This is a genomic window from Priestia sp. 53B2 (assembly GCF_056099005.1).
In genome coordinates this window covers 1-20574 of sequence record NZ_JBLZXA010000032.1, presented here as the reverse complement: position 1 = coordinate 20574, position 20574 = coordinate 1, and the positions used below count along the sequence as shown (strand labels likewise).

The window sequence follows — 20574 nt, the reverse complement described above, 5'->3', positions numbered from 1 at the left end:
AGAACATGGTGAAATAATTAATTATTTTCAAAAATATAGAGTTATCTATTGTCATTACTATCTCATGTTTATTCAAATGAGTATATCTTTTACAACAAATTTATGAAAACGCTTTATTTGAGGGGGAACTACTATGAAAAATGTACGATTACCGTCTATGTTAGAGATTATTTGCACATTGGGATTATTTTTAGGTATCGTCTTTTCTTTTACTACAATTTTTGACTTACCTATACAGTTAGCGTTGTTTATTTCATGGTTTCTTGTCATTTTACTTGGATTACGTTTAGGACACCGATACCAAGAATTACAAGGAGCTATTACAAGTGGCATCTCGAATGGCCTTGAAGCTATATTGATTCTCGTTTCGGTTGGCGCCCTTATTGGTACTTGGATTGCAGGAGGAGTTGTACCAACACTTATTTATTATGGATTAGAGTTTATCCATCCAAGTATTTTTTTATTAGCCACACTCGTTATTTGCTCACTTACATCTTTAGCTACAGGCACATCATGGGGAACTGTTGGAACTGCTGGAATTGCTATGATAGCAATTGGAGAGGGCCTTGGTATCCCTCTTCCAATCGTAGCTGGTGCTGTTCTTTCTGGTGCATACTTTGGAGATAAGTTATCTCCACTGTCTGACAGTACTGTGCTTGCAGCATCAATGTCGAAAGTGGATGTAATTGCACACGTACGTGCCATGTTATATTTAGATATCCCTGCATACGTTATTACTGCTATTCTTTTTACTGTCACAGGGTTTATGTATGGAGGTAAAAATACAGACTTAGAAAAAGTAGAGTTTCTAAAAAATTCATTACTTAAGACCTTTGATATTCATGTTTGGATGCTGATACCCGCCGTATTTGTAATTCTTATGCTTGCATTAAAAAAACCTTCTATGCCTACGATTGTTATGGGTGCCTTCCTTGGAGTGATTTGGGCTTTTGTATTCCAAGGTATGAATATTTCCGATGCTCTTGGTACTGCTTATGAAGGTTTCTCAATTAATACTGGAATCGACTTCATAGATACTCTTCTAAATCGGGGAGGAATCGAAGGAATGTTGGGGTCAGTAGTCGTAATTATTTTTGGATTAGGATTTGGAGGGTTGTTGGAGCATTTAGGAGTATTAAAAGTAATTGTTTCTAAGTTCCAGCATCGCCTAACATCAGCAGGGAACGTGACCTTATCTACTTTAATCGTTGCTTTTTTAGCAAATGTATTTGGTTGTGCTATGTACGTTTCATTAATTTTAACCCCTAAAATTATGGCAGAGAGCTATGATAAATTGCACATTGATCGAAGAGTGTTGGCTAGAAACTCTGAAGTTGGGGGGACGTTAACATCTGGGATGATTCCTTGGTCTGATAATGGAATTTTTATGGCTGGGATTTTAGGTATCTCTACCTTCTCCTATGTTCCGTTCATGTGGTTAAGCTTTGTTTCCATAGCACTTGCTATTATTTATGGCTATACAGGAAAATTTATTTGGTATATTAAAAGTAACGGTTCTGATGCTAAAAAAATTTCTTAGAAACCTAGACATTTTGTTCCATTTAAAACGCTAGCTTCATGAGCTAGCGCCAATATTCTAGCAAAATTTTTTTGAGTTGTAGGTGGAATTAATACGTAAGCTGTTCAAAGAATTTTATAAAGATTTATCTAAGATTAAACATATAATCTTTTTATTTATATGGGATTTCGCATCTAAACTAATAAATTTATATTTAGAAGACACTCCATAGAGGGTGTCTTTTTTGTTGGTATGTGAAAAATTAATTTATAGTGATTTTATAGAATATCATAATAAGTTTACTTTTTAGTTTTAGCGCACATGTCATTTTTGAAGAACAGACGACCTTTTGACTACCTGTGTTTTAGAATTTTTTCTTTATAATGATAAATGGGTTATTTGACTACTTCAATCTTTTTACATTAGAAGCCACTTATAGTGTATTTGACTTTTTAAAGTACCATCTCTAGTTAGATTGATCGTATGTTGTTTTAATTGACGTCTAGTGATTTCCTCTTTATCCCCCCTATTGAGAGCTACTGTTTAACTTTTTCTAAATCGATAACATTGAATGGGGATTGAGCAAAAATATCAAAAATACCTCCTAAACGATAGTTCTTAAAGAAGTGATGATTAATAGTAGAAGGGATTTTATCAAGGATGATTCCAGCATCAACTTCAATGACATATTGAACTGCTTGAATTGCTCTATTGCTTCCCTCTTCTCCTTTCCAGTATCCATGTAGCTCCATGTTATTTGTAAATCAATATGCAGATCAGATTAAATTTCCGTTGTATAAGAAATAAAAAAGCGAATAATACTACTTGGTAAATAAAGGGGTTTTCTATGGAGTAAATACGGCTATTTTACGGCTGTTTATTTCTAGAACTGCTTTGATATAGACATAAATAGGGTGATTAGTATGTGGAAATCAATTGTTTCCTATCTTCCAGAATGGCCAGCTTTTATACAAGCGTTTATGGTGTTTGTCATCCCGTATATAATCTACAAATTATTTAGTGGGATTCGTAACTCAGAGGAAGAGGGATGAAAATGAAAAAATCTAAATTAAAAATTAGAAAAATAGGAAACCATGCTAACGAAAATGAAAAGAAACAGGAATCTGTGTCTCAAGATTCAACTAATCAGTTTACAGATGAGTTGGCTTTAAATCTAGAAGTAGTTAGAAAAGAACTTGGTCATAACTGGGACGTTCATTTTCGGGATTTTATTATAGGACGTACCGGTATTCAGGCATGTATTATTTTTGTGGAGGGACTATCCGATAAAGATCTCATTGATAAACATATTATGACATCATTGATGGCTGATTTTTCAGCACAATATCAACAGGAACAGCCTGATGTAAAAGAGAGCTTTTCAAATCAATTTATAAAAAAACAAGTGTTATCAATCAGTGATGTGGAAGAGGTTCAATCTATTAAAGAATTAACATCAAAAGTCTTAACAGGTTCTACTGCGCTTTTAATTGACGGATTATCACATGCATTCATTCTTGGTACAACCAAATTAAAAACAAGGACGATTGAAGAGCCAGTATCAGAAGCATTAGTGAGAGGCCCACGGGTAGGCTTTACTGAATCTTTAAGTGATAATACATCTCTTTTAAGAGGGAACGGGGACATTGAGAATTTATCGCTAGTAAAATTTCAAGTAGGAAAGCGCTCGAAAAAGGACCTAGTTGTTGCTTATATAAACGAGATCGTTGATCCAGAATTAGTAAAAGAGGTAGAAAAGAGAATTAAGAAAATTGATCTTGATAATGTGCCAGAGTCAGGTTATGTCGAACAACTCATTGAAGATAATTACCTTAGCCCCTTTCCACAGGTACAGAATACCGAGCGACCTGACCGCGTAATTGCTGCCTTAATGGAAGGTCGGGTAGCCATTTTATTAGACGGGACGCCTTTTGCTTTGATTGCTCCGGTTACATTCAGCATGATGTTACAGTCACCAGAAGATTATTATGAAAGGTGGATCCCTGGTACATTTATTCGTTTCCTTCGTTATATCGCAGTGGTTCTTTCTCTTTTTACACCGGCTTTGTATATTGCTTTTATTTCGTTTCATCCAGGGTTAATTCCAACTAAGTTAGCTATTTCTATTATAGGAACGAGATCTGGTGTTCCGTTTCCAGCCCTTATCGAAGCCTTATTTATGGAAATAGCTATCGAAATTTTGAGGGAAGCCGGACTCCGGTTACCGAAGCCAATTGGTCCAGCAATGGGAATTGTCGGGGGGTTAATTATTGGGGAAGCTGCTGTGCAGGCAGGGATTGTTAGCCCCATTTTGGTGATTGTAGTAGCGCTAACTGCGATTTCATCGTTTGCCATTCCGCAATATAGTGTAGGGATTACATTGCGGATTCTTCGCTTCGCAGCCATGCTTTGTGCTGCCATCCTTGGATTATATGGGGTCGTTTTATTTTTCCTTTTCATGACAAGCCATTTAGTGAAACTAAAAAGTTTTGGCGTATCTTATATGAGTCCAGCCGTTCCTTATCGTTTAAGTGAATGGAAAGACTTGATGGTCCGTATGCCTCTGATGATGATGAAACGACGTCCAAAGATGATGCATACCAAAGATCCTCTACGTAAAGGATAACCTATCATGAAAGGAAGAGGAAAAATGATTCTTAGTCCAAAAGACAAAATAACAACTCCTCAAACAGCTGTTATTGTCATCAACTTTATCCTTGGTACAGGAATTCTCACCCTACCCAGAACATCTGTTGAGAAGGGACACACATCAGATGTATGGTTAACTGTTATTTTAGGTGGGCTAATCGCGATGATGGCTGGGATAATCATGGTAAAGCTAAGTCTACAGTTTCCTGAGAAAACCTTTTATCAATACAGCCCAGAAATTGTAGGAAAGTGGATTGGGAGTTTACTTAGTTTACTTATTGTCGGCTATTTTCTAACAAATTCTGGGTTTCAAATTCGTTCACTAACAGAAGTAACAAAGTATTTATTACTAGAAGGCACTCCTACCTGGGCCATTATCATGCCATTTATGTGGGCAAGTCCCTACCTAATCAGAGGGGGCATAAATCCAATCGCCCGTCTGTTTGAAATTATATTACCTATTACCGTTATTCTTTTTTTGATAGTTGCTTTTATGAGTAACAAAATGTTTGAATTAGATAATCTGCGCCCAGTACTAGGTTCAGGTATCACACCGGTGCTAAAAGGGATAAAGACAACTGCTCTTGCCTTCACAGGTCCTGAAATCATGCTGTTAATTTTGGCTTTTATGAAAGAGCCAAATAAAGCAGGAAAAGCTGTGCTAGTTGGAATTACCATTCCTTTGTTCCTTTATATCATTACCGTCGTGATGGTTATCGGAGGGTTATCGGTTGATGGGGTAGTTACAAGAACATGGCCTACGCTTGATTTGATACGAAGTTATGAGCTGACTGGTTTGGTCTTTGAACGATTTGATTCCTTGTTGCTGGTGGTATGGATTATGCAAATGTTTACTACCTTTACTATAGCTCATTACGCTGCTGCTCTAGGGATGGCTCAACTTTTCAAAAAAAGCATCCATCCATTTATATATGGCTTACTTCCGGTTATGTATCTTATTTCCATGATCCCTAAAAATATCAATGATGTATTTAAGTTAGGAGATACGGTTGGTAACATCGCTTTGATTTTATTTGGCTTTTTGCCGCTGCTTCTTCTCGTCATTTCAAAAGTAAAGGGGGAGAAAGTATGAAACAAACCTATGATCATGTACAGTTCTTACTGGTTTTGCTTTCTGTTCTTCTGCTCTTGCCTCTGGCGGGCTGTTGGAGTAGTCATGAAATTGAAGAGCAAAGTTTAGGGGTAGGTGTGGCATTTGATAAAGGGAATGAGTCCATGATTGAAAAAGAATTTGATGCACAAGGAGAGGGATATGAGAGAAAGAACTCGATTACTTCAACTTATCAACTTATCACCCCGCAAGTGGCAAGTTCAACCACTAAACAAGGAGGGCCCCAACAGAAGCCTTATGTAAATGTGTCTGAAACAGGAGATTCTGCTTTTCAAATGGTTCGGGAACTATCTTTAAGAAGTGATACGCCTTTAAACAGTTCCCATATGAAAGTGATAGTGATTAGTGGGGCTCTTGCACGATCGTATAGTTTGGAACAATTATTGGATCAAAACCTTCGTGACAATGATTTACGGCCAAGTTGTCTTGTGCTTATTAGTAAAGGGAGAGCGAGCGACACACTCGAATCCAAAACAGCAGGAGAAGTCCCAGCTTTTCATCTGTATGGAATGGTAGACAATACCTATCGAACAACAAGAATTTTACCTCCTATGTCTCTTATTAAATTAGCGAGCAAGATTCGATCAGGGTCTAGTTTTCTGTTGCAAAATGTATTATCAGCAAATGGAGAAATCAAATTTGCTGGAGCTGCCGTGATTAAAGGGAAGACAGGCAAAATGATTGGTTTTTTGAATGAAGAAGAACTAGAAGGTGTGACCTGGATCACAGGGAAAGGGAAAGGTGGCCTAGTGAAAAGCTTTGATAAAAAGACCGGTCAGCTGATTGTATATGAAATAGAGTCTATGAAAAGCCATATACAACCCCATGTTAAAGGAAATAACATCTCTTTTGATGTACAGATTGAATCAGAGGGAAGGCTATCTGAAAATGGGATGGTCTCAGGAAATCCTTTTGAAAATCAATTTTTAAAGAAGGCACAAAAAGCTTCAGAAAAAGAAGTAGAGTACTTAGTGAAGAATGTAGTAGAAAAAATGCAAAAAGAATATAAAGCCGATGTTGCGGGCTTCGGAAATCGATTGAGAATTAAGCATCCTAGAGTATGGAGGAGGGTCAAAGAGAATTGGGATCAAACATTTAGTGAAGTTCCCATTAACTATGATGTAGAATTAACGATTAAAGATTATGGAACATCAGGATCAAAGAAGTAAGCCTCCAAGTTTAACTTCGCTTGTTTTAATATCAAAAATGAAAGAAAGAGGCTAGTTATGTCCCAGCCTCTTTTCTTTTTACTAAGTATTAAGAACTCTAACGAATGTTCCTTTTAAGGACTTTTCTAGAGCATACTGATTTAATTCTCTTATTTTGGTGGAGAGCTCTGTTGCTTTCTTCATTCGGACGTTCCCTACCAACACAAAGGGATCGATAATCCGAACCTTTTTCTTTTGGTGTATGTCGTAATCTTCCTCATCATTTATTACCTTTTTACTTATATCTTTCATTTTTTGTAGTACTTCATAGTCTTTACTGTCAATTAACTTCTTCCAAACTGTTTCATCATCTGATAATAAGTCATCAAAATGAATAATCTGCTTGGCCATTGCTATCTTTAATATACCCGTTAGTATGACATACCCATATACATTTGATGGATGAAGAAAGAAGTCAATTACCTCTGTATAATAGGCTTTAACAAACCATTCTGCTGCCTCTACTGTTTTTAAACAAACCTTACTATCAATCACTTTTAATTCATCTACAAATCTACAAGCATCGTCTAAAGAAATCATATTATAGGTAGATAAATCACGAAGCGTGTAATCAATGCGGTCTGCACACAGAAAAGGAAGAGGTTGTTCTAATAAAGACCATTTCTCAATAGGTAATATAGATGAGAGATTAACTCCATACTTTTGTAAAACAGAAGGTATTTCTGACGATTGAATTGTTTTTTCAAATATTTGATCGTGAAAATCCTGTTCTGGATTATCTAAAACGAAATCTATCACCTGAGAAAAAGCCGTATGAGAAACGTCATGTAGTAAGCCAGCTATTTGTTCTTCTATAGAACCACCTAGTTTTTTAATCAATAGCATGACACCTATAGAATGTTCAAATCGTGTTACATTCCACTTTGGGTTCACTAAATAACTTGCGCCACCTTGGTGGATTTTTTTCAGCCTCTGAAGGGGCTCAGTATGTATTAATTCTGCTAGGACTGGTTCTAAGTGAAAAGATCCATAAATGAAATCATGAATTTTCATAAAATGACTTCACATTCCCTTCTTTTATTACATCCATATTCATCTAGTAGAATAACGCTCTGCAAGCTTCTCTTTATGTGAGCTAAATATTTCTTCTAAAGAAATGTCATATTTGTTAGCAATAACAATCAAGTTACCTAACACATCTCCTAGTTCTTCCGTTAATTCTTTCTTATTTTCTTCCAAAGTTCCAGTTACTTCATCAGGTCGATCCCTTCCAATTTCTAAAGCCCTAATAGCTCGTGCTACTTCACCTGTTTCTTCAGCAAGAAAACCAATTCGAATAAAGATATCTAAATCTGACCAACCTCTCATTTTGTAGTAGTCCTTTACCCACTGTTGAAATTCTGTTACGTTCATTGAATGGTTCCACCTTCCTTTTTTAACTTCAACTAAGTTTACCAAATCATCTATTATTATGTATAATCAATAACGGTGATTACATAGGAGGGGATATATATGAAAAGAATAGCTGTATTTTGTGGATCAAGTAATGGAGCATCTGAACTTTATATTCAAGGGGCAAAAGCTCTGGGAAAAGAGCTTGCTAAACGTAATATTGCGCTTGTATATGGTGGAGCAAGTGTTGGAGTAATGGGTGCTGTGGCTGATGCTGTGTTAGAAGCTGGCGGATATGTCATTGGCGTCATGCCTACTTTCCTTGAGGAAAGAGAAATTTCTCATAAAAATCTGTCAGAGCTTATTGTTGTTGAATCTATGCATGAGAGAAAAGCCAAGATGGCTGAACTTGTAGATGGATTCATTACATTACCAGGCGGTCCAGGTACATTAGAGGAATTCTTTGAGATTTTCACATGGGCTCAGTTAGGTTTACATCAGAAGCCTTGCGGATTATTGAATATTAATGATTATTATACACCACTTATTTCTTTATTTAATCACATGACAGAAGAGCAATTTCTACAGGAAAAATATCGTTCTATGGCTCTTGTAGATACAGAACCACAAGGTTTATTAGATCAATTTAATACATATGAACCTCCTTCAGTTAAAACATATATCACAAAAGCTCAAAGCTAACAAAAGAACAGGATTAGCTACTATCTAATCCTGTTCTTTTTTGTTTATTTTTAATGTACCTTACCATAATATGATTTTCTAGGAAGCCTTTGTTCTGAAGAATATGGTACTTAGTCTCTTTTTCATCTACTTATTTTCTTAGGAGATCCCCAATGCCCAATCAACTGCTGTTTGTGCATGTATTTCGGTGGTATCGAATATAGGTATCAAGATATCATTCTGATTAACTAGTAAGGAGATTTCAGTACAACCTAATATAGCTCCTTCTATTCCACCTTTTTCGATATATTGAGCTCCTTTAATCATTAACTCTGTTGCTTCATCCCATCTATCACTATGTTGTAATTTCTTTATTTCTTCAAAGTCTACAGAATACATCACACTTTTAGCAGAGTGATGTCCTCCTAACTTTCTATTTACTGTTTGATTGATAATTCTGTAATACTCGCTTGATGATTCCCAACTCATTCCACCTAATAAACCTATTGTTTTCAATTTACTCCCCCCTTATGAGAAATATTACCACAAGTTAAGATTTTATCAGCGTGAACATCATATGTAATCGTAGTTACCATAATAAGTATTACAAGAATCAATAAAAGTCCGTAAAAGTATACTTTTACAAACTTTTCTTTCGGATAGAAAATCTATCCTTTTTAACGTTCGTTTAAGTCTAAAAATAAATTACGAACGTTCTCTAAAACTCATACACTTCTACGAACGTTTGGAGTAGAATAAGAGGAAGCTAGCTAGAAATTGAGGATAAAAATGAAAAATTTGGATACATACGTGTGAGCAGTCGAGATCAAAATGAAGGTCTTCAACTTCAATTCATGCAAGAAGTGGGTATTTCTCCTCGTGATATTTTCATTGATAAACAAAGTGGAAAAAACTTCAATCGAGAATAGTATCAATTATTAAAACGAATGATTCGTAAAAGGGATATTCTTTATATTCATCCGTTAGATCGTTTCGGTCCTAATAAAGAAGAAATCTTACAGGAGTGGAATGCGCTCACAAAAGAGATTGAGGCTGACATTGTGGTCTTGGATATGCCGTTGCTAGATACAACTCAGTATAAGGAAAGTCTGGGAACATTTATTGCGGATTTAGTCCTGCAAATTCTGTCTTGGATGGCTCAAGAAGAACGAGATCGTATTCGCAAGCGTCAACGTGAGGGAATTGATGCTGCGCTGAATAAGGGAGTATCTTTTGGGCGACCTAAAGCTCAAGTCAGTAAGGAGTTTATTGAAGTTTATAATCGATGGAAGCAAACAGAAATTACAGCCGTACAGGCAATGGAGGAAGCAAATTTAAAAAAGACAACGTTTTATAAGTTAGTGAAGCAACCTGAAAATACCCTTGATGTGACTACTATATAATAGGAGAAGCTCGTCTGAAAATTGCTTACTCTTAGAGATAAGCTTATTTTAGACGAGCTTTTTATAATGAATCATACAATAAAAGAGATTAGTATACATCCAAATCTAATTTAGAATCACTAAAATAAATAACCTCCGAAAGGATTTTACAACCTTGGATCTCTCTAAAGGCTTTTCTTGCTTCTATTTCGTTTTCATATTCAAACATCGTAGTATTGTTTAGATTTGAATAAGTAGTGATTATCCACATAAAAATAGCTCCTTTATTTGTATTGACTTTAAATTTAAGAAATATTTTTCTCTACTTCTACTTTTGTTATATTCCTTCTGTTTTTTGTAAGAAAGAAAGATCCTACAATGAATAAAGCTATTAGTAAAGTTAAAAAGAACTGTGTACGTAAAGAATCAATAAAAGGCATTGCGATAAAAATACTAGTAATACCAACAATCGTGCCGTATGTTAAGTAAGGAAACAGCCACATTCTTATTTTGAGTTTCTCAGGCTGCTCCTTTTCATAATTTTTACGCATACGTAATTGAGAGAAAGCGATTACCAAATATACAAGAAGAGCGACTCCCCCAGAAGCGTTGACTAGAAACAAAAAAATCTTATCAGGAGAAAGATAATTAAAACCTACGCTGATATAAGAAATAATGGTACAGCCTATAATTGCATTAAAGGGAATTCCTTTTCTATTTACCTTTAAAAACAGTTTAGGAGCATCTCCTTTCTGAGCCATAGAAAATAACATACGAGAACTTGTATAAAGACCTGAATTTAAGCAAGAAAGTACAGCTGTTAACAAGATAAAATTCATTACTTGAGCTGCTGCTGGAATATTGACAATTTCTAAGAGCGATACAAAAGGGCTTTTCATCAAACTAGAAGAATCCCAAGGAAGAACTGTTACAAGAATCAGGATAGAGCCAAGATAGAAAAGTAAAATTCTGTAGATGACGGTATTTGTTGCGGATATAATTGCTTTTTCTGGATGAGGCGATTCTCCTGCGGCTGTGGCTACAATCTCTGTTCCCATAAATGAGAACATTACAACAGTTACTCCTAAGAAGATCGAACTTATTCCATTAGGAAGGAATCCACCTCTGTCGAGAAGGTTTGATGTACCAGGTGATTCTACTCCTGGTATAAAACCACATATAATAGCTCCTCCAAGGATTAAAAATAGACCTAAACTTACCACTTTAATTAAAGAAAACCAATATTCAAATTCACCAAAAGATTTAACAGAAAATATGTTAGTTAAGGTTAACAGAAAGGTAAGAATTAGGCTCACTGACCAGGATGGCAAAGAAGGAAACCAATATTGAATAATTGTTGAACCTGCTATTGCTTCCACCGCAATAACAATAACCCAAAAGAACCAGTACAACCAACCAATAGTATATCCAGCCCATGGTCCAATTGCTTCTCTAGCGTAAGTAGCAAACGACCCACTGGATGGATTGACTGTGGACATTTCCCCTAGCATCCGCATTACTAAAATGACTAATAAACCAGCAAATGCGTACGAGATAATCGAACCAGGTCCTGCAGTATTAATTAATGTTCCACTTCCAATAAATAGTCCAGCACCAATGACACCACCAAGAGAAATCATGGTGATATGACGCGTTTTTAATTCTTTTTTGAGCTCAGGCTGTTGATCATGCATATCTTATAACCTCCTTTGTATAAATTAATATTCCTATACATAAAGTAAGAAAGTTTAATAGTTGAGTTGAGAAGAGAAGAAAGTCATCAGAAAAAGCCTTTGCTCACATAACAAAGGCTCTTTAGTTTTTTGACAGAACTTTAATAAAATCTAAATATTATGAAAATTTAGATTTTTATTTAGAAAAAAAGCCTTTTAGTGCAAATGCAACATTTTGTGGTCTTTCTGCCATACGACGCATAAAATATCCAAACCAGTCATTTCCAAAAGGGACATACACACGCATTTTATAACCTTCTTTGGCTAAACTCAACTGCATATCGGTTCTAAATCCGTATAGCATTTGAAACTCAAATTGATTACGATTAATTTGATGTTTTTTAGCAAATTCTTTTACTTTTTCGATAATAGTATGATCATGAGAGGCAATGGCTGTATAGCTTCCACTTAATAGATGTTCTTCAATAATTCTCATGTAATTATTATCTATTTCCTTCTTTTCTTGATAAGCTACGGTAGGAGATTCTTGATAAGCCCCTTTAACTAACCTAAGAGAAATGCCTTTTAAGTCTTTTACATCTTGCTCAGCTCGAAACAAATATGCTTGAATAACTGTACCTACGTTATCATAACCATATATTTGACGTAATTCTTTTAAGATATCTAATGTAATTTGGCAATGTGCATAGTCTTCCATATCAATTCGTACAAAATTATTATACTTTTTTGCCGTTTCAAGGATTCGACGCATGTTTTCCAGACAGAAATTTGAATCAATATCTAAACCAAGCTGGGTCATCTTAACGGATAGATTACACTTTACACCTGATTCCCCCATAGCTTCTAATGTCCGCACGTTATATTGTGTTGCTTCTACAGCTTCTTCTCTACTGGATACAAATTCTCCTAAATGATCGAGAGTGCAAACTAATCCCTTTTGATTTAATTGATTTACTTTTCTGATGGCACTCTCAATTGTGTCCCCCGCCACAACTTGAGAAGCTCCAAATTTAAGACCCCATTTTTTTGCAGCCTTATTTAGTACTCTATTTTGAGAAACATGAAGAAAAACATTTTTTGAAACCTCTGCTAACATGAAAATCCCCCCTAAATATATGTACACCTTTTTTTAAAAACCGGGACAGCCTCGAAAAGCTGTCCCATTGTTTTTAAAGTGCTGTACTTGTTGTTTTTGCTTGCATGTGCAGGATTAAGTAATCCGGTCCTCCTGCTTTTGAATCAGTTCCAGACATGTTAAATCCACCAAACGGATGATACCCTACAATTGCACCTGTACAACCACGGTTGAAATAAAGATTACCTACATGAAATTCCTCTTTTGCTCTTTCAATATGAGCAGGTGTACTAGAAAGCAATGCACCTGTCAAAGCATAGTCAGTATTATTTGCAATCTCCATCATATGATCGAAATCGCGTGCTTTACAGAAAGCTACTACTGGACCAAAAATCTCTTCTTGCATTAGGCGTGCTTTTTCATCGACATCTGCGAAGATTGTTGGCTGGATGAAGAAACCCTTAGAGTCATCTGCTTCTCCGCCTGTCATCAAGCGCCCCTCTTCCTTACCAATTTCAATATAAGATAATACTTTGTTATAAGAAGCCTCGTGACTAACAGGTCCCATATAAGTAGATACATCTTCTGGATTTCCTACTTTTAATGTTTTTGTTAATGCAACTGCTTTTTCAAGTACAATATCATACACATCTTGATGAACCACAGCACGAGAACCAGCTGAACATTTTTGTCCTGAGAAGCCGAATGCAGAGTACACGATAGAAGATGCTGCTAAATCTAAATCTGCATCTTTATCAACAACTACTGTATCTTTTCCACCCATTTCAGCAATAACACGTTTTAACCATTTTTGCCCTGGTTGTACTTTTGATGCTTTTTCATAAATACGGCAACCAACTTCACGAGAACCTGTGAATGAAACAAAACGTGTTTTAGGGTGTTGAACTAAATAGTCGCCAATCTCAGGTGTAACGCCCGGAATAAAGTTTAGTACTCCTTTAGGAAGCCCTGCTTCCTCCATTACTTCTACAAATTTCGCTGCTACGACAGGAGTTGCATCCGCAGGTTTTAATAAGATTGTGTTTCCTGTAACGATTGCTGCAGCTGCAGTTCCTGCCATAATAGCTAACGGAAAATTAAATGGAGAAATAATGATTCCTACACCAAGTGGGATATAATTAAATTTATTTTCTTCTCCTTCACGACTTTGTACAGGTACTCCGTCTTTTAATTTCAACATTTGGCGTGCATAAAACTCTAGAAAATCAATAGCTTCTGCTGTATCTGCATCAGCCTCATTCCAAGGCTTACCAGCTTCCTTAACTAAGTAGCTTGAGAATTCATGTTTACGATAACGGATAATGTCAGCTGCACGGAATAAAATGTTTGCCCGTACTTCTGGATTTTCTTTTTTCCATGTATTGAATGTAGAAAGAGCTGTTTGCATAGCTTTTTCAGCTAATTCTTGATTCGTTTTAGACACTCGCCCAATAATCTCTACTTTATTTGCTGGGTTAATCGATATAATTTTTTCATCTGTTGTAATTAACTCCTCACCAATAACTAGGGGATAATCTTTTCCTAGTTGAGATTGTACAGTTTCTAAAGCTTTTTTGAATTCTTTTTTATTTTCTTCAAGCGTGAAGTCTGTAAAAGGCTCGTGTTTATATGCTTTGATTTCTGTAAGAGTTGTTGTCATCGTACTATTCTCTCCCTTAAAAGTTTTAATAGATTTCTGATTTTAAAATCGATGTGTTTCGTAGTACTGGCCAATACCATCTTCAAATTATCAATACTTATTAGATAATAGGTTCTAAAAATTTAAAATCATAAATAAATTTATAATTTTTAGAACATTTACTCTTTATAAGAATGTATTATAAACACCTTTAATGGGTTTTGTACATACTTTTTTTACGAAAGTGTTCAATTTTTTATTTTTGAACACTTTTGTTCATATGATAGAATGATTATATTACTTTTAAGGTTTTATGCAAATATATGGTTAGATAATCTGACATATTTTTTATATTTAATATTCAGGTACTCCAAAATGAGCTAATAGTTTTCCTAATTAGCTATCACTTAAAAAAACGCTGTCTAATTAAATTAAAACTTTATTTTGATAAAGTTCACCCTTACATTCATTTGAAACTGTTACAAAACTATTTTCAAATATGATTACAAATAAGAAACTATGAATAAAATTATGTAATATCCTTGTTCCCATAGCTCTTAATAAATTAGACTACAGCAGAAAATGCTCTTGAAATGCAGATGAAACTCTACTAGAGGATACGAAATATTCCACAAGATTAAAAACTACAGAGATTTAGGGTCTTTGTAAGGTCAGTTGCTAAAACCATAATAATGATGACACTATAGTCACTAGCATCATTATTATAGATATGCCTTTAATTTGGTGATTTTTATCCAATTATTTAAGTATACAGTGATTTACAGTTTCTAAATTCCCCTAAAAATGCCCGCGCCTATAAAGTCCTTTTCTAATCAAGTAATTTGGAATAAGAGTTATAGAAAGATTCAGTCACCCTCAATATTATTCTAATAAAATGATTGTTATGAAAAATAAGGAATGATAACTATACCTTAAAGACCATAGTTTTTTAAAGAGAATTAATCTTAGAATAAATACATTTATTTTTTATAGAAAAGATTTTAATTGGTTCCTGAAATCAAACTTATGGAAACTAGAAAAATAAAAATTACAACCCTACTCATTTCTGAGTTAGGGTTGTAATTTTTATTTATGCATGTAACTGCTGATTAACCAATCTCTTTACTCTCTCATAAGCTTTGACCTCGCCTTGGTAAAAACATGCACTGTTCCAGTCTTCTCTTTTCTCCGCATCCTTTCCCCACGCATCAGATTGTTCTATTAACTTATCAATGTGTTCAATAAACTTCTTTCGTTCCATTTAATCACCTTCTTTTATCATAATTGGAAATATTTATACGTTATTTTGATAAGTAATATTTCTAGAATTTAGTGAGAATACCTGTTGGAATTTGATATAATCTCCAGGACTTTTAGGAATAAAAGAAATGACCCCTAGTAATGAAAGTCATTTATTTTATTGCCTGTTTACGCTCATTTTAATGAGTTATTTTGGTTCTTTTTTGATTTTAGGAACATTTAAAGGGAAATAAAAAAAGCTGCCAATACAGCTAGGCAGCCCTTCCTTAAATCTTCTCAATTATTCCCTCTATTATAAACTATAGAGGAGAGATACTTATTTCTTTTGCTTGTTTGTTGATTTCTCATTGTTTTTCCCTTTTTCAGAAGTCGTAATATCCGTGTCTTTAATTTGACTTTCTGGTTTCTGATTGTTTACTGAGGCTGTAACCTCTTCAATCTCTTTAATAACAGGAGAAGTTATCACTTTAAGTTGAGCTTCTTGTTTCTTGTTGGGTGAAAGTTTAACTTTTACCTCTTTTGGAGCATCAGAGGCAATTGCGGCAGCAACTTCTTGATAACTTTGATCTACGTGATTATCCATGTTTTGATAGATTTCAGAGTCAGCAAGTTCAGGAACTGCGGGAAGCTCTGACTGTTCAATTTGTGCTTCTTCTTTTCGGACAGTATCCGTCATCTCTTTAATCTCTTGAAGTTTACGCTTACCAATGATTACTTCTTCCACAACCACAGGTCTTTTGGTTACCTCAATTCGCTCCTCCATAATAGGAATACGAATGATCTCGTTCTCTGTCAATGGGCTACCATCATACTGGCCGTCTATAACCGAGCGACGTTCTACGTAGACTTCCTCACGCATAACCGGAACCTGGATAGTTCGTAATTCTTCTACAATTTCCTTACGAAGTTGTACTTCCCCAGTCTGAACACGTTCTTTCCTTACATCGAGTTTCTCTTCGCGAAGTTGCACTGACCTATGCTCCTCTGTCTCGTTTGAAACTCCCCCAACCGTAGTATACGAAGGAATTGTTTGAGTTTCATCCACATCAATTAAGACAAGAATTTTCCCTTCCTTTACATCCATTTCACACTGTTTTGCAGTAAAACTTTGAATGCCCATTCTAACAAGTTTTGAAGTTAGACCACTAGCTTGTGTAGTAGTAGCCATTCCACCTGTCATCATGGTAAGAAAGCTATCCATCATCACACCTGCCAATGAACTTACAGCTGGCGTTCCAGCTTCTATCATTACATTCGTTTCGGCCCCTAACTGTAAAGTGTTACTTCTATCCTTTGCTACTACCAATATATCTGTTTCACGATATCCTTGACGTTTTAACCCCTTAATTGCATGTATCGCTTCTTGTTCCGAATAAAAAGTTCCTGCAACTCGTTTTCTCGTTCCCATTTTCCCATCTCCTTAAATTTTAATTAAACGAAATCTTATTTTCACATTTAATTCCATCCTCATTGTGTATATCATGTACCCAGTGTATTTGTATTTAAAACGTGAAACGTAGGACTATGTAAATAGCAACTAAATTATAAAATGTAGCAAGATAAAGTATAGGCAATAGCAATAATCGGGAAAACTTTAGAATTTTTATTGAAAAAGAACATTTGTTCGTATATAATATGAGGAAGGAAAAACCGCATATTTTTCCTTAATTGAAACATATAGGATATTTAATACAGAGATAATTTACAATTAGCTTTCATGGGGGAGAAAAAGCGATGAATCCTACATACCATCATTTAAAAGATACAAAAAAAGAAGAAGGGCAAAAAGAATTACTTGAGAGAAACCTAGAAGCTCATAGAAGTAGAAGATGGGTAACCAACTCCATTTACGCTATGTCCCTACTTGTAGTCGTACTTTGTTTCTATTTTCATGTACCAAAAGCCGCAATTATTACTCTAATCTTATTTTTAATATGCGCAACTAGCGAAATACTGTATAGAGCGTTAGATAAAAAGATAGAACTACGGTTAAAACGGATTAAACAGGAGAAAAGAAAAATCATATTTAAAGGAAATAAATCCTAACAGCTTTTCTATAAATTCCTTTCTGCTATAGAGATTTGAAATTATTTTTCGTATGAGAACGAAGAAGAAAGAGTTAGCTTCGTTATAGAATAAAGTAAAAAAGCAGTCCTTTAACTATTCAAGGACTGCTTTCTTACTATATAGAAGAGAAGGTCTTTAATTCAAAACCTTATCTTTTTTAGTTTAACTGTGTTTTAAGCATCTTAATTACAAAAAAACACCTTACTCTCTAGGTGTTTTTTCTATTTTATCATGTTATAACTTTTCTCTTAACATAGAAATTTCATTAATTAGATCCTTTATTAATCGTCCCAATCCTGCTAATTGTTCATCTTTGCGAGCATAATCATCAATTTTCATAGATAGTTCTAAAATACGACAGGTTTCCTCAACTGTAAGGCCATGATCTCTTGCAAGAGTTTTTACTGTATCAAGAAATTTAACAGCATCATTATCAAAATAATCTTTTCGGGTTGTTTGATTAAATAATATTTCCATTTTCTCTCTCCTTAAAAATTCATGTTTTATGTTAGTGAATCTATAAATGAATTGGCACCAGGTTTGCAACTAGCACAGGCTGAGAGATTATATTTATTGCAAAGGTGTATTCTTAAAACTTAAGGTATACAATTTATACTCAATGATTCGCATGGCTTTATATAATAATTCAACCCTTAGAAGTACAGAAATTATACATCACCAACATTGAGAATTGGAATATGTTACTTTATAGACTATTAACCGGAGATAGACAATCCGCAACATCATTTTTCGGTGAATTAACAATTGTAGATACAGGATATGATTTCATCTTTTTCGATGGAAAAGGAATGAGCAGTGATTTAAGATACTCTGTATCATTCATTTTAGAGTCCATCCATAAATCATATGCGTCTTCTTCAAGAATTACAGGCATTCTATTATGAACTTCTTTTGTAATTTCATTTGGGGTTGTGGTTATAATTGTACACGAATAAAGAGGCTCACCATTTTTATCCCATTCATCCCAGAGTCCAGCAAATGCGAATGGCCGACCATCTTCCATAACAAATCGAAAAGGCTGCTTGTTTGTTCCTTCTTTTTTCCATTCATAAAATCCATCGCATACAATTAAACATCTCTTGCGTTTAAAAGGTGTCTTAAAACTTGGCTTTTGATCAATACCTTCAGCGCGTGCATTTATCATTTTATATCCAATTTTACTATCCTTAGACCAAAAAGGTACTAGTCCCCATTTCATCGTTATTCCAATTCTTTTTCCACCGTTAGATCCTATTGTTAGAATTTGTTGGGAAGGAGCCACATTAAACCTTGGATTAATTGTTACTTCATCGTTAAATTCAAAGTTAAACTGCTCTTGAAACATATATATATATCTGTTGCTAAAGAAAATCTTCCACACATATTCTCACCTTCTCTTTTTTTATTTAATGTTTTTCTAACTCTTTTTAGAACTTAAGGTGTAAGATTTACAATGCTGCTGCCACTGATTCGTATTAATTGGTATTATTGTTTCCTCAAAAAAACACTTTTCTTTCAATTAGTTGCTTTTTTTTCTTTTAAGGAATGATACTGTTTTCCATCGCATTCAATCGCAAGCTTACCTACGACAAGAAGACTACCTTCCATTGGTAGTCTTCCTGCTTTTATCATTTTTTTACCTTTCATACAAAAGGTCACTTACTGCGTCTTTTAGTTTTCCATATGTTTTTATTTTACTGAAATCTATACCCAATTGAACGGCTGTTAAAGCGATCTCTGGGCGGATACCTGTGATTGTTGTATCGATTCCTAGCAAGTCTAACATGTTTACCACTTGAAACAATTCATTGGTCATCATTGTATCAATGGAAGGTACGCCTGATAAATCAATGACTAGGCAAGACAATTCGAGGTCTTTTGCCTGCACCATAATTCTCTCTACAAAGTCGTTGCTCTTATAATCATCAATCTGACCAATTAAAGGAAGGACGCCAACTGTATCTGAAATACTGATAACTGGGGTACTAAGTTCTGAAATTAGCATCTTTTGAGCATATAATTGCGCCTCTGCCACTTGCCCATAATACATGGTAAAGAGTTCAATCATCCTATCAAACGCTTCGTTTAAAGTTTTGGTCCATAAAAGAATATCCCTTTGTGTAATAGTAGACTGATGGAGATCTATAAATGCTTCCACCCTTTTAAGAAAAATAAAACGAAACGTTTTAAAATGGCGGATACTCTGATACAGAGGATTCCCTAAGCGAGCTCGTTTGGTCGCAATTTCTTGAGCCCAACCACTAAGATTTTTAAATGATCCATCCTTTAGGACATGAACTATCGTACGAGTAAAATAGTGATTTTGTTCTCGAAGGTATTCAGTTACCTCTGAAGAAGCATCAGCTGTGTAAACAGAATTCTCTTCTATCTCTCGAGAATCTAGCCACTCTTGAGCCATTTCATTCACATGTTGTAATAAAAAATCATGTAATTCTTGAGTCATTTTATCCATAGTGTGTTCCCCTTTAATGATAGATAACTTTAACTTTCCCTTTTAATGAGCACAAAAAACCTAACTACTAGTCAACACACTGATGTTCTCTTTAATGTATGGTGAAGTATTTGAGTTAAAGAATAAAATGGGTTTAAGTAAGCTACTTGATCTTCATTTTTGCTTTGTAAAAAAAAGAGCTACTCAAATGAGTAGCTTTTCTAAAAATACATACTTAAGGGAATATAAGGAATTGGGGTTCCTATTATCTTAGTATGCTCAAAAACTTGAGTTTTATTCTTCTTATTCTATTTATTAAACTTTTCGTTATGATGTGATGTCAGAGGCCTCTCTTGATTTTTAATATTTACTTCTTCTTTCTTTAAAGTCTCCGATACTTTTTCATTTTTCTCTTTTCGTCGTTTACCTACAACTACTTCTTCTGTTACGACTGGTTCCTTTG

The 20574-nt window shown here is 34.8% G+C and carries 19 protein-coding genes and 1 pseudogene; 7 read left to right on the top strand and 13 right to left on the bottom strand.

What is annotated here, in order from left to right; genetic code table 11:
- The first annotated feature begins 133 nt into the window (after positions 1 to 133).
- The gene (nhaC, locus tag ACN6NE_RS27975; RefSeq protein WP_474328549.1) at positions 134 to 1540 is read left to right on the top strand and encodes a Na+/H+ antiporter NhaC; all 1407 of its coding nucleotides are present in this window, start codon (positions 134 to 136) and stop codon (positions 1538 to 1540) included.
- Between the two features lie 515 nt (positions 1541 to 2055).
- Here the strand turns inward: nhaC and ACN6NE_RS27970 are convergent.
- Positions 2056 to 2271, bottom strand: coding sequence for a DUF4046 domain-containing protein (locus tag ACN6NE_RS27970; RefSeq protein ID WP_474328547.1), 216 nt, complete (start codon positions 2269 to 2271; stop codon positions 2056 to 2058).
- Between the two features lie 296 nt (positions 2272 to 2567).
- Between ACN6NE_RS27970 and ACN6NE_RS27965 the strand changes: the two genes are divergently transcribed.
- From ACN6NE_RS27965 to ACN6NE_RS27955, 3 genes are read left to right on the top strand one after another with little or no spacing between them, the layout of a single operon-like run.
- Complete coding sequence (locus tag ACN6NE_RS27965; RefSeq protein WP_474328545.1) at positions 2568 to 4145, top strand: spore germination protein; 1578 nt, start codon at positions 2568 to 2570, stop codon at positions 4143 to 4145.
- 24 nt (positions 4146 to 4169) lie between these two features.
- The gene (locus tag ACN6NE_RS27960; RefSeq protein WP_474328618.1) at positions 4170 to 5261 is read left to right on the top strand and encodes a spore germination protein; all 1092 of its coding nucleotides are present in this window, start codon (positions 4170 to 4172) and stop codon (positions 5259 to 5261) included.
- The gene (locus ACN6NE_RS27955) at positions 5258 to 6469 is read left to right on the top strand and encodes a Ger(x)C family spore germination protein (protein ID WP_474328543.1); all 1212 of its coding nucleotides are present in this window, start codon (positions 5258 to 5260) and stop codon (positions 6467 to 6469) included. The genes ACN6NE_RS27960 and ACN6NE_RS27955 overlap by 4 nt, the downstream gene beginning before the upstream one ends.
- 81 nt (positions 6470 to 6550) lie before the next feature.
- Here ACN6NE_RS27955 and ACN6NE_RS27950 read toward each other — a convergent pair whose 3' ends face one another.
- Together ACN6NE_RS27950 and ACN6NE_RS27945 are read right to left on the bottom strand one after the other, a co-directional pair.
- Entirely contained in the window at positions 6551 to 7522 is a 972-nt protein-coding gene (locus ACN6NE_RS27950; RefSeq protein WP_474328541.1) for an HD domain-containing protein, read from the bottom strand.
- A gap of 39 nt (positions 7523 to 7561) precedes the next feature.
- Complete coding sequence (locus ACN6NE_RS27945; protein WP_047751205.1) at positions 7562 to 7882, bottom strand: MazG nucleotide pyrophosphohydrolase domain-containing protein; 321 nt, start codon at positions 7880 to 7882, stop codon at positions 7562 to 7564.
- A gap of 99 nt (positions 7883 to 7981) precedes the next feature.
- On the opposite strand from ACN6NE_RS27945, the gene ACN6NE_RS27940 reads away from it, so the two are divergent.
- Positions 7982 to 8563: an LOG family protein gene (locus ACN6NE_RS27940; protein ID WP_474328539.1), complete on the top strand. Its 582-nt coding sequence runs from the start codon at positions 7982 to 7984 to the stop codon at positions 8561 to 8563.
- 138 nt (positions 8564 to 8701) lie between these two features.
- Here the strand turns inward: ACN6NE_RS27940 and ACN6NE_RS27935 are convergent, their stop codons facing one another.
- Positions 8702 to 9058, bottom strand: coding sequence for an aspartate/glutamate racemase family protein (locus ACN6NE_RS27935; RefSeq protein ID WP_474328537.1), 357 nt, complete (start codon positions 9056 to 9058; stop codon positions 8702 to 8704).
- 260 nt (positions 9059 to 9318) lie between these two features.
- Here ACN6NE_RS27935 and ACN6NE_RS27930 point away from each other — a divergent pair.
- Positions 9319 to 9945 (top strand): annotated as a pseudogene (locus ACN6NE_RS27930) (recombinase family protein).
- Positions 9946 to 10229: 284 nt separating this feature from the next.
- Here ACN6NE_RS27930 and ACN6NE_RS27925 read toward each other — a convergent pair.
- The 5 genes from ACN6NE_RS27925 to ACN6NE_RS27905 form a co-directional block, all read right to left on the bottom strand.
- Complete coding sequence (locus tag ACN6NE_RS27925; RefSeq protein ID WP_474328535.1) at positions 10230 to 11618, bottom strand: amino acid permease; 1389 nt, start codon at positions 11616 to 11618, stop codon at positions 10230 to 10232.
- 175 nt (positions 11619 to 11793) lie between these two features.
- A complete protein-coding gene (locus ACN6NE_RS27920) occupies positions 11794 to 12714 on the bottom strand; it encodes a proline dehydrogenase family protein (protein ID WP_129707990.1) in 921 nt (306 codons plus the stop codon).
- A 73-nt stretch (positions 12715 to 12787) separates the two neighbouring features.
- A complete protein-coding gene (pruA, locus tag ACN6NE_RS27915) occupies positions 12788 to 14353 on the bottom strand; it encodes an L-glutamate gamma-semialdehyde dehydrogenase (protein ID WP_474328533.1) in 1566 nt (521 codons plus the stop codon).
- Positions 14354 to 15422: 1069 nt separating this feature from the next.
- Entirely contained in the window at positions 15423 to 15593 is a 171-nt protein-coding gene (locus ACN6NE_RS27910) for a hypothetical protein (RefSeq protein WP_474328531.1), read from the bottom strand.
- A gap of 315 nt (positions 15594 to 15908) precedes the next feature.
- Complete coding sequence (locus tag ACN6NE_RS27905) at positions 15909 to 17000, bottom strand: YsnF/AvaK domain-containing protein (RefSeq protein WP_474328529.1); 1092 nt, start codon at positions 16998 to 17000, stop codon at positions 15909 to 15911.
- 326 nt (positions 17001 to 17326) lie between these two features.
- On the opposite strand from ACN6NE_RS27905, the gene ACN6NE_RS27900 reads away from it, so the two are divergent.
- On the top strand, positions 17327 to 17638 hold the full coding sequence (locus ACN6NE_RS27900; protein ID WP_129707982.1) for a hypothetical protein: 312 nt from the start codon (positions 17327 to 17329) through the stop codon (positions 17636 to 17638).
- Between the two features lie 255 nt (positions 17639 to 17893).
- Here ACN6NE_RS27900 and ACN6NE_RS27895 read toward each other — a convergent pair whose 3' ends face one another.
- From ACN6NE_RS27895 to ACN6NE_RS27880, 4 genes are all read right to left on the bottom strand, one after another.
- Positions 17894 to 18136, bottom strand: coding sequence for a hypothetical protein (locus ACN6NE_RS27895; protein WP_129707979.1), 243 nt, complete (start codon positions 18134 to 18136; stop codon positions 17894 to 17896).
- Positions 18137 to 18365: 229 nt separating this feature from the next.
- Positions 18366 to 19040 (bottom strand): SOS response-associated peptidase, encoded by a 675-nt coding sequence (locus ACN6NE_RS27890; RefSeq protein ID WP_474328527.1) that lies wholly within the window; start codon positions 19038 to 19040, stop codon positions 18366 to 18368.
- Positions 19041 to 19295: 255 nt separating this feature from the next.
- Positions 19296 to 20132, bottom strand: a complete 837-nt coding sequence (locus ACN6NE_RS27885) for an STAS domain-containing protein (RefSeq protein WP_129707973.1) — start codon at positions 20130 to 20132, stop codon at positions 19296 to 19298.
- Positions 20133 to 20419: 287 nt separating this feature from the next.
- On the bottom strand, positions 20420 to 20574 hold a 155-nt coding region (locus ACN6NE_RS27880; RefSeq protein WP_474328616.1), incomplete at its 5' end, for a DUF2382 domain-containing protein.

Excerpts from the sequence above, each read along its gene's own strand:
- nhaC (WP_474328549.1), top strand. The coding sequence starts at position 134 with ATGAAAAATGTACGATTACCGTCTATGTTAGAGATTATTTGCACATTG.
- ACN6NE_RS27970 (WP_474328547.1), bottom strand. The coding sequence starts at position 2,271 with ATGGAGCTACATGGATACTGGAAAGGAGAAGAGGGAAGCAATAGAGCA.
- ACN6NE_RS27965 (WP_474328545.1), top strand. The coding sequence starts at position 2,568 with ATGAAAATGAAAAAATCTAAATTAAAAATTAGAAAAATAGGAAACCAT.
- ACN6NE_RS27960 (WP_474328618.1), top strand. The coding sequence starts at position 4,170 with ATGATTCTTAGTCCAAAAGACAAAATAACAACTCCTCAAACAGCTGTT.
- ACN6NE_RS27955 (WP_474328543.1), top strand. The coding sequence starts at position 5,258 with ATGAAACAAACCTATGATCATGTACAGTTCTTACTGGTTTTGCTTTCT.
- ACN6NE_RS27950 (WP_474328541.1), bottom strand. The coding sequence starts at position 7,522 with ATGAAAATTCATGATTTCATTTATGGATCTTTTCACTTAGAACCAGTC.
- ACN6NE_RS27945 (WP_047751205.1), bottom strand. The coding sequence starts at position 7,882 with ATGAACGTAACAGAATTTCAACAGTGGGTAAAGGACTACTACAAAATG.
- ACN6NE_RS27940 (WP_474328539.1), top strand. The coding sequence starts at position 7,982 with ATGAAAAGAATAGCTGTATTTTGTGGATCAAGTAATGGAGCATCTGAA.
- ACN6NE_RS27925 (WP_474328535.1), bottom strand. The coding sequence starts at position 11,618 with ATGCATGATCAACAGCCTGAGCTCAAAAAAGAATTAAAAACGCGTCAT.
- ACN6NE_RS27920 (WP_129707990.1), bottom strand. The coding sequence starts at position 12,714 with ATGTTAGCAGAGGTTTCAAAAAATGTTTTTCTTCATGTTTCTCAAAAT.
- pruA (WP_474328533.1), bottom strand. The coding sequence starts at position 14,353 with ATGACAACAACTCTTACAGAAATCAAAGCATATAAACACGAGCCTTTT.
- ACN6NE_RS27910 (WP_474328531.1), bottom strand. The coding sequence starts at position 15,593 with ATGGAACGAAAGAAGTTTATTGAACACATTGATAAGTTAATAGAACAA.
- ACN6NE_RS27905 (WP_474328529.1), bottom strand. The coding sequence starts at position 17,000 with ATGGGAACGAGAAAACGAGTTGCAGGAACTTTTTATTCGGAACAAGAA.
- ACN6NE_RS27900 (WP_129707982.1), top strand. The coding sequence starts at position 17,327 with ATGAATCCTACATACCATCATTTAAAAGATACAAAAAAAGAAGAAGGG.
- ACN6NE_RS27895 (WP_129707979.1), bottom strand. The coding sequence starts at position 18,136 with ATGGAAATATTATTTAATCAAACAACCCGAAAAGATTATTTTGATAAT.
- ACN6NE_RS27885 (WP_129707973.1), bottom strand. The coding sequence starts at position 20,132 with ATGGATAAAATGACTCAAGAATTACATGATTTTTTATTACAACATGTG.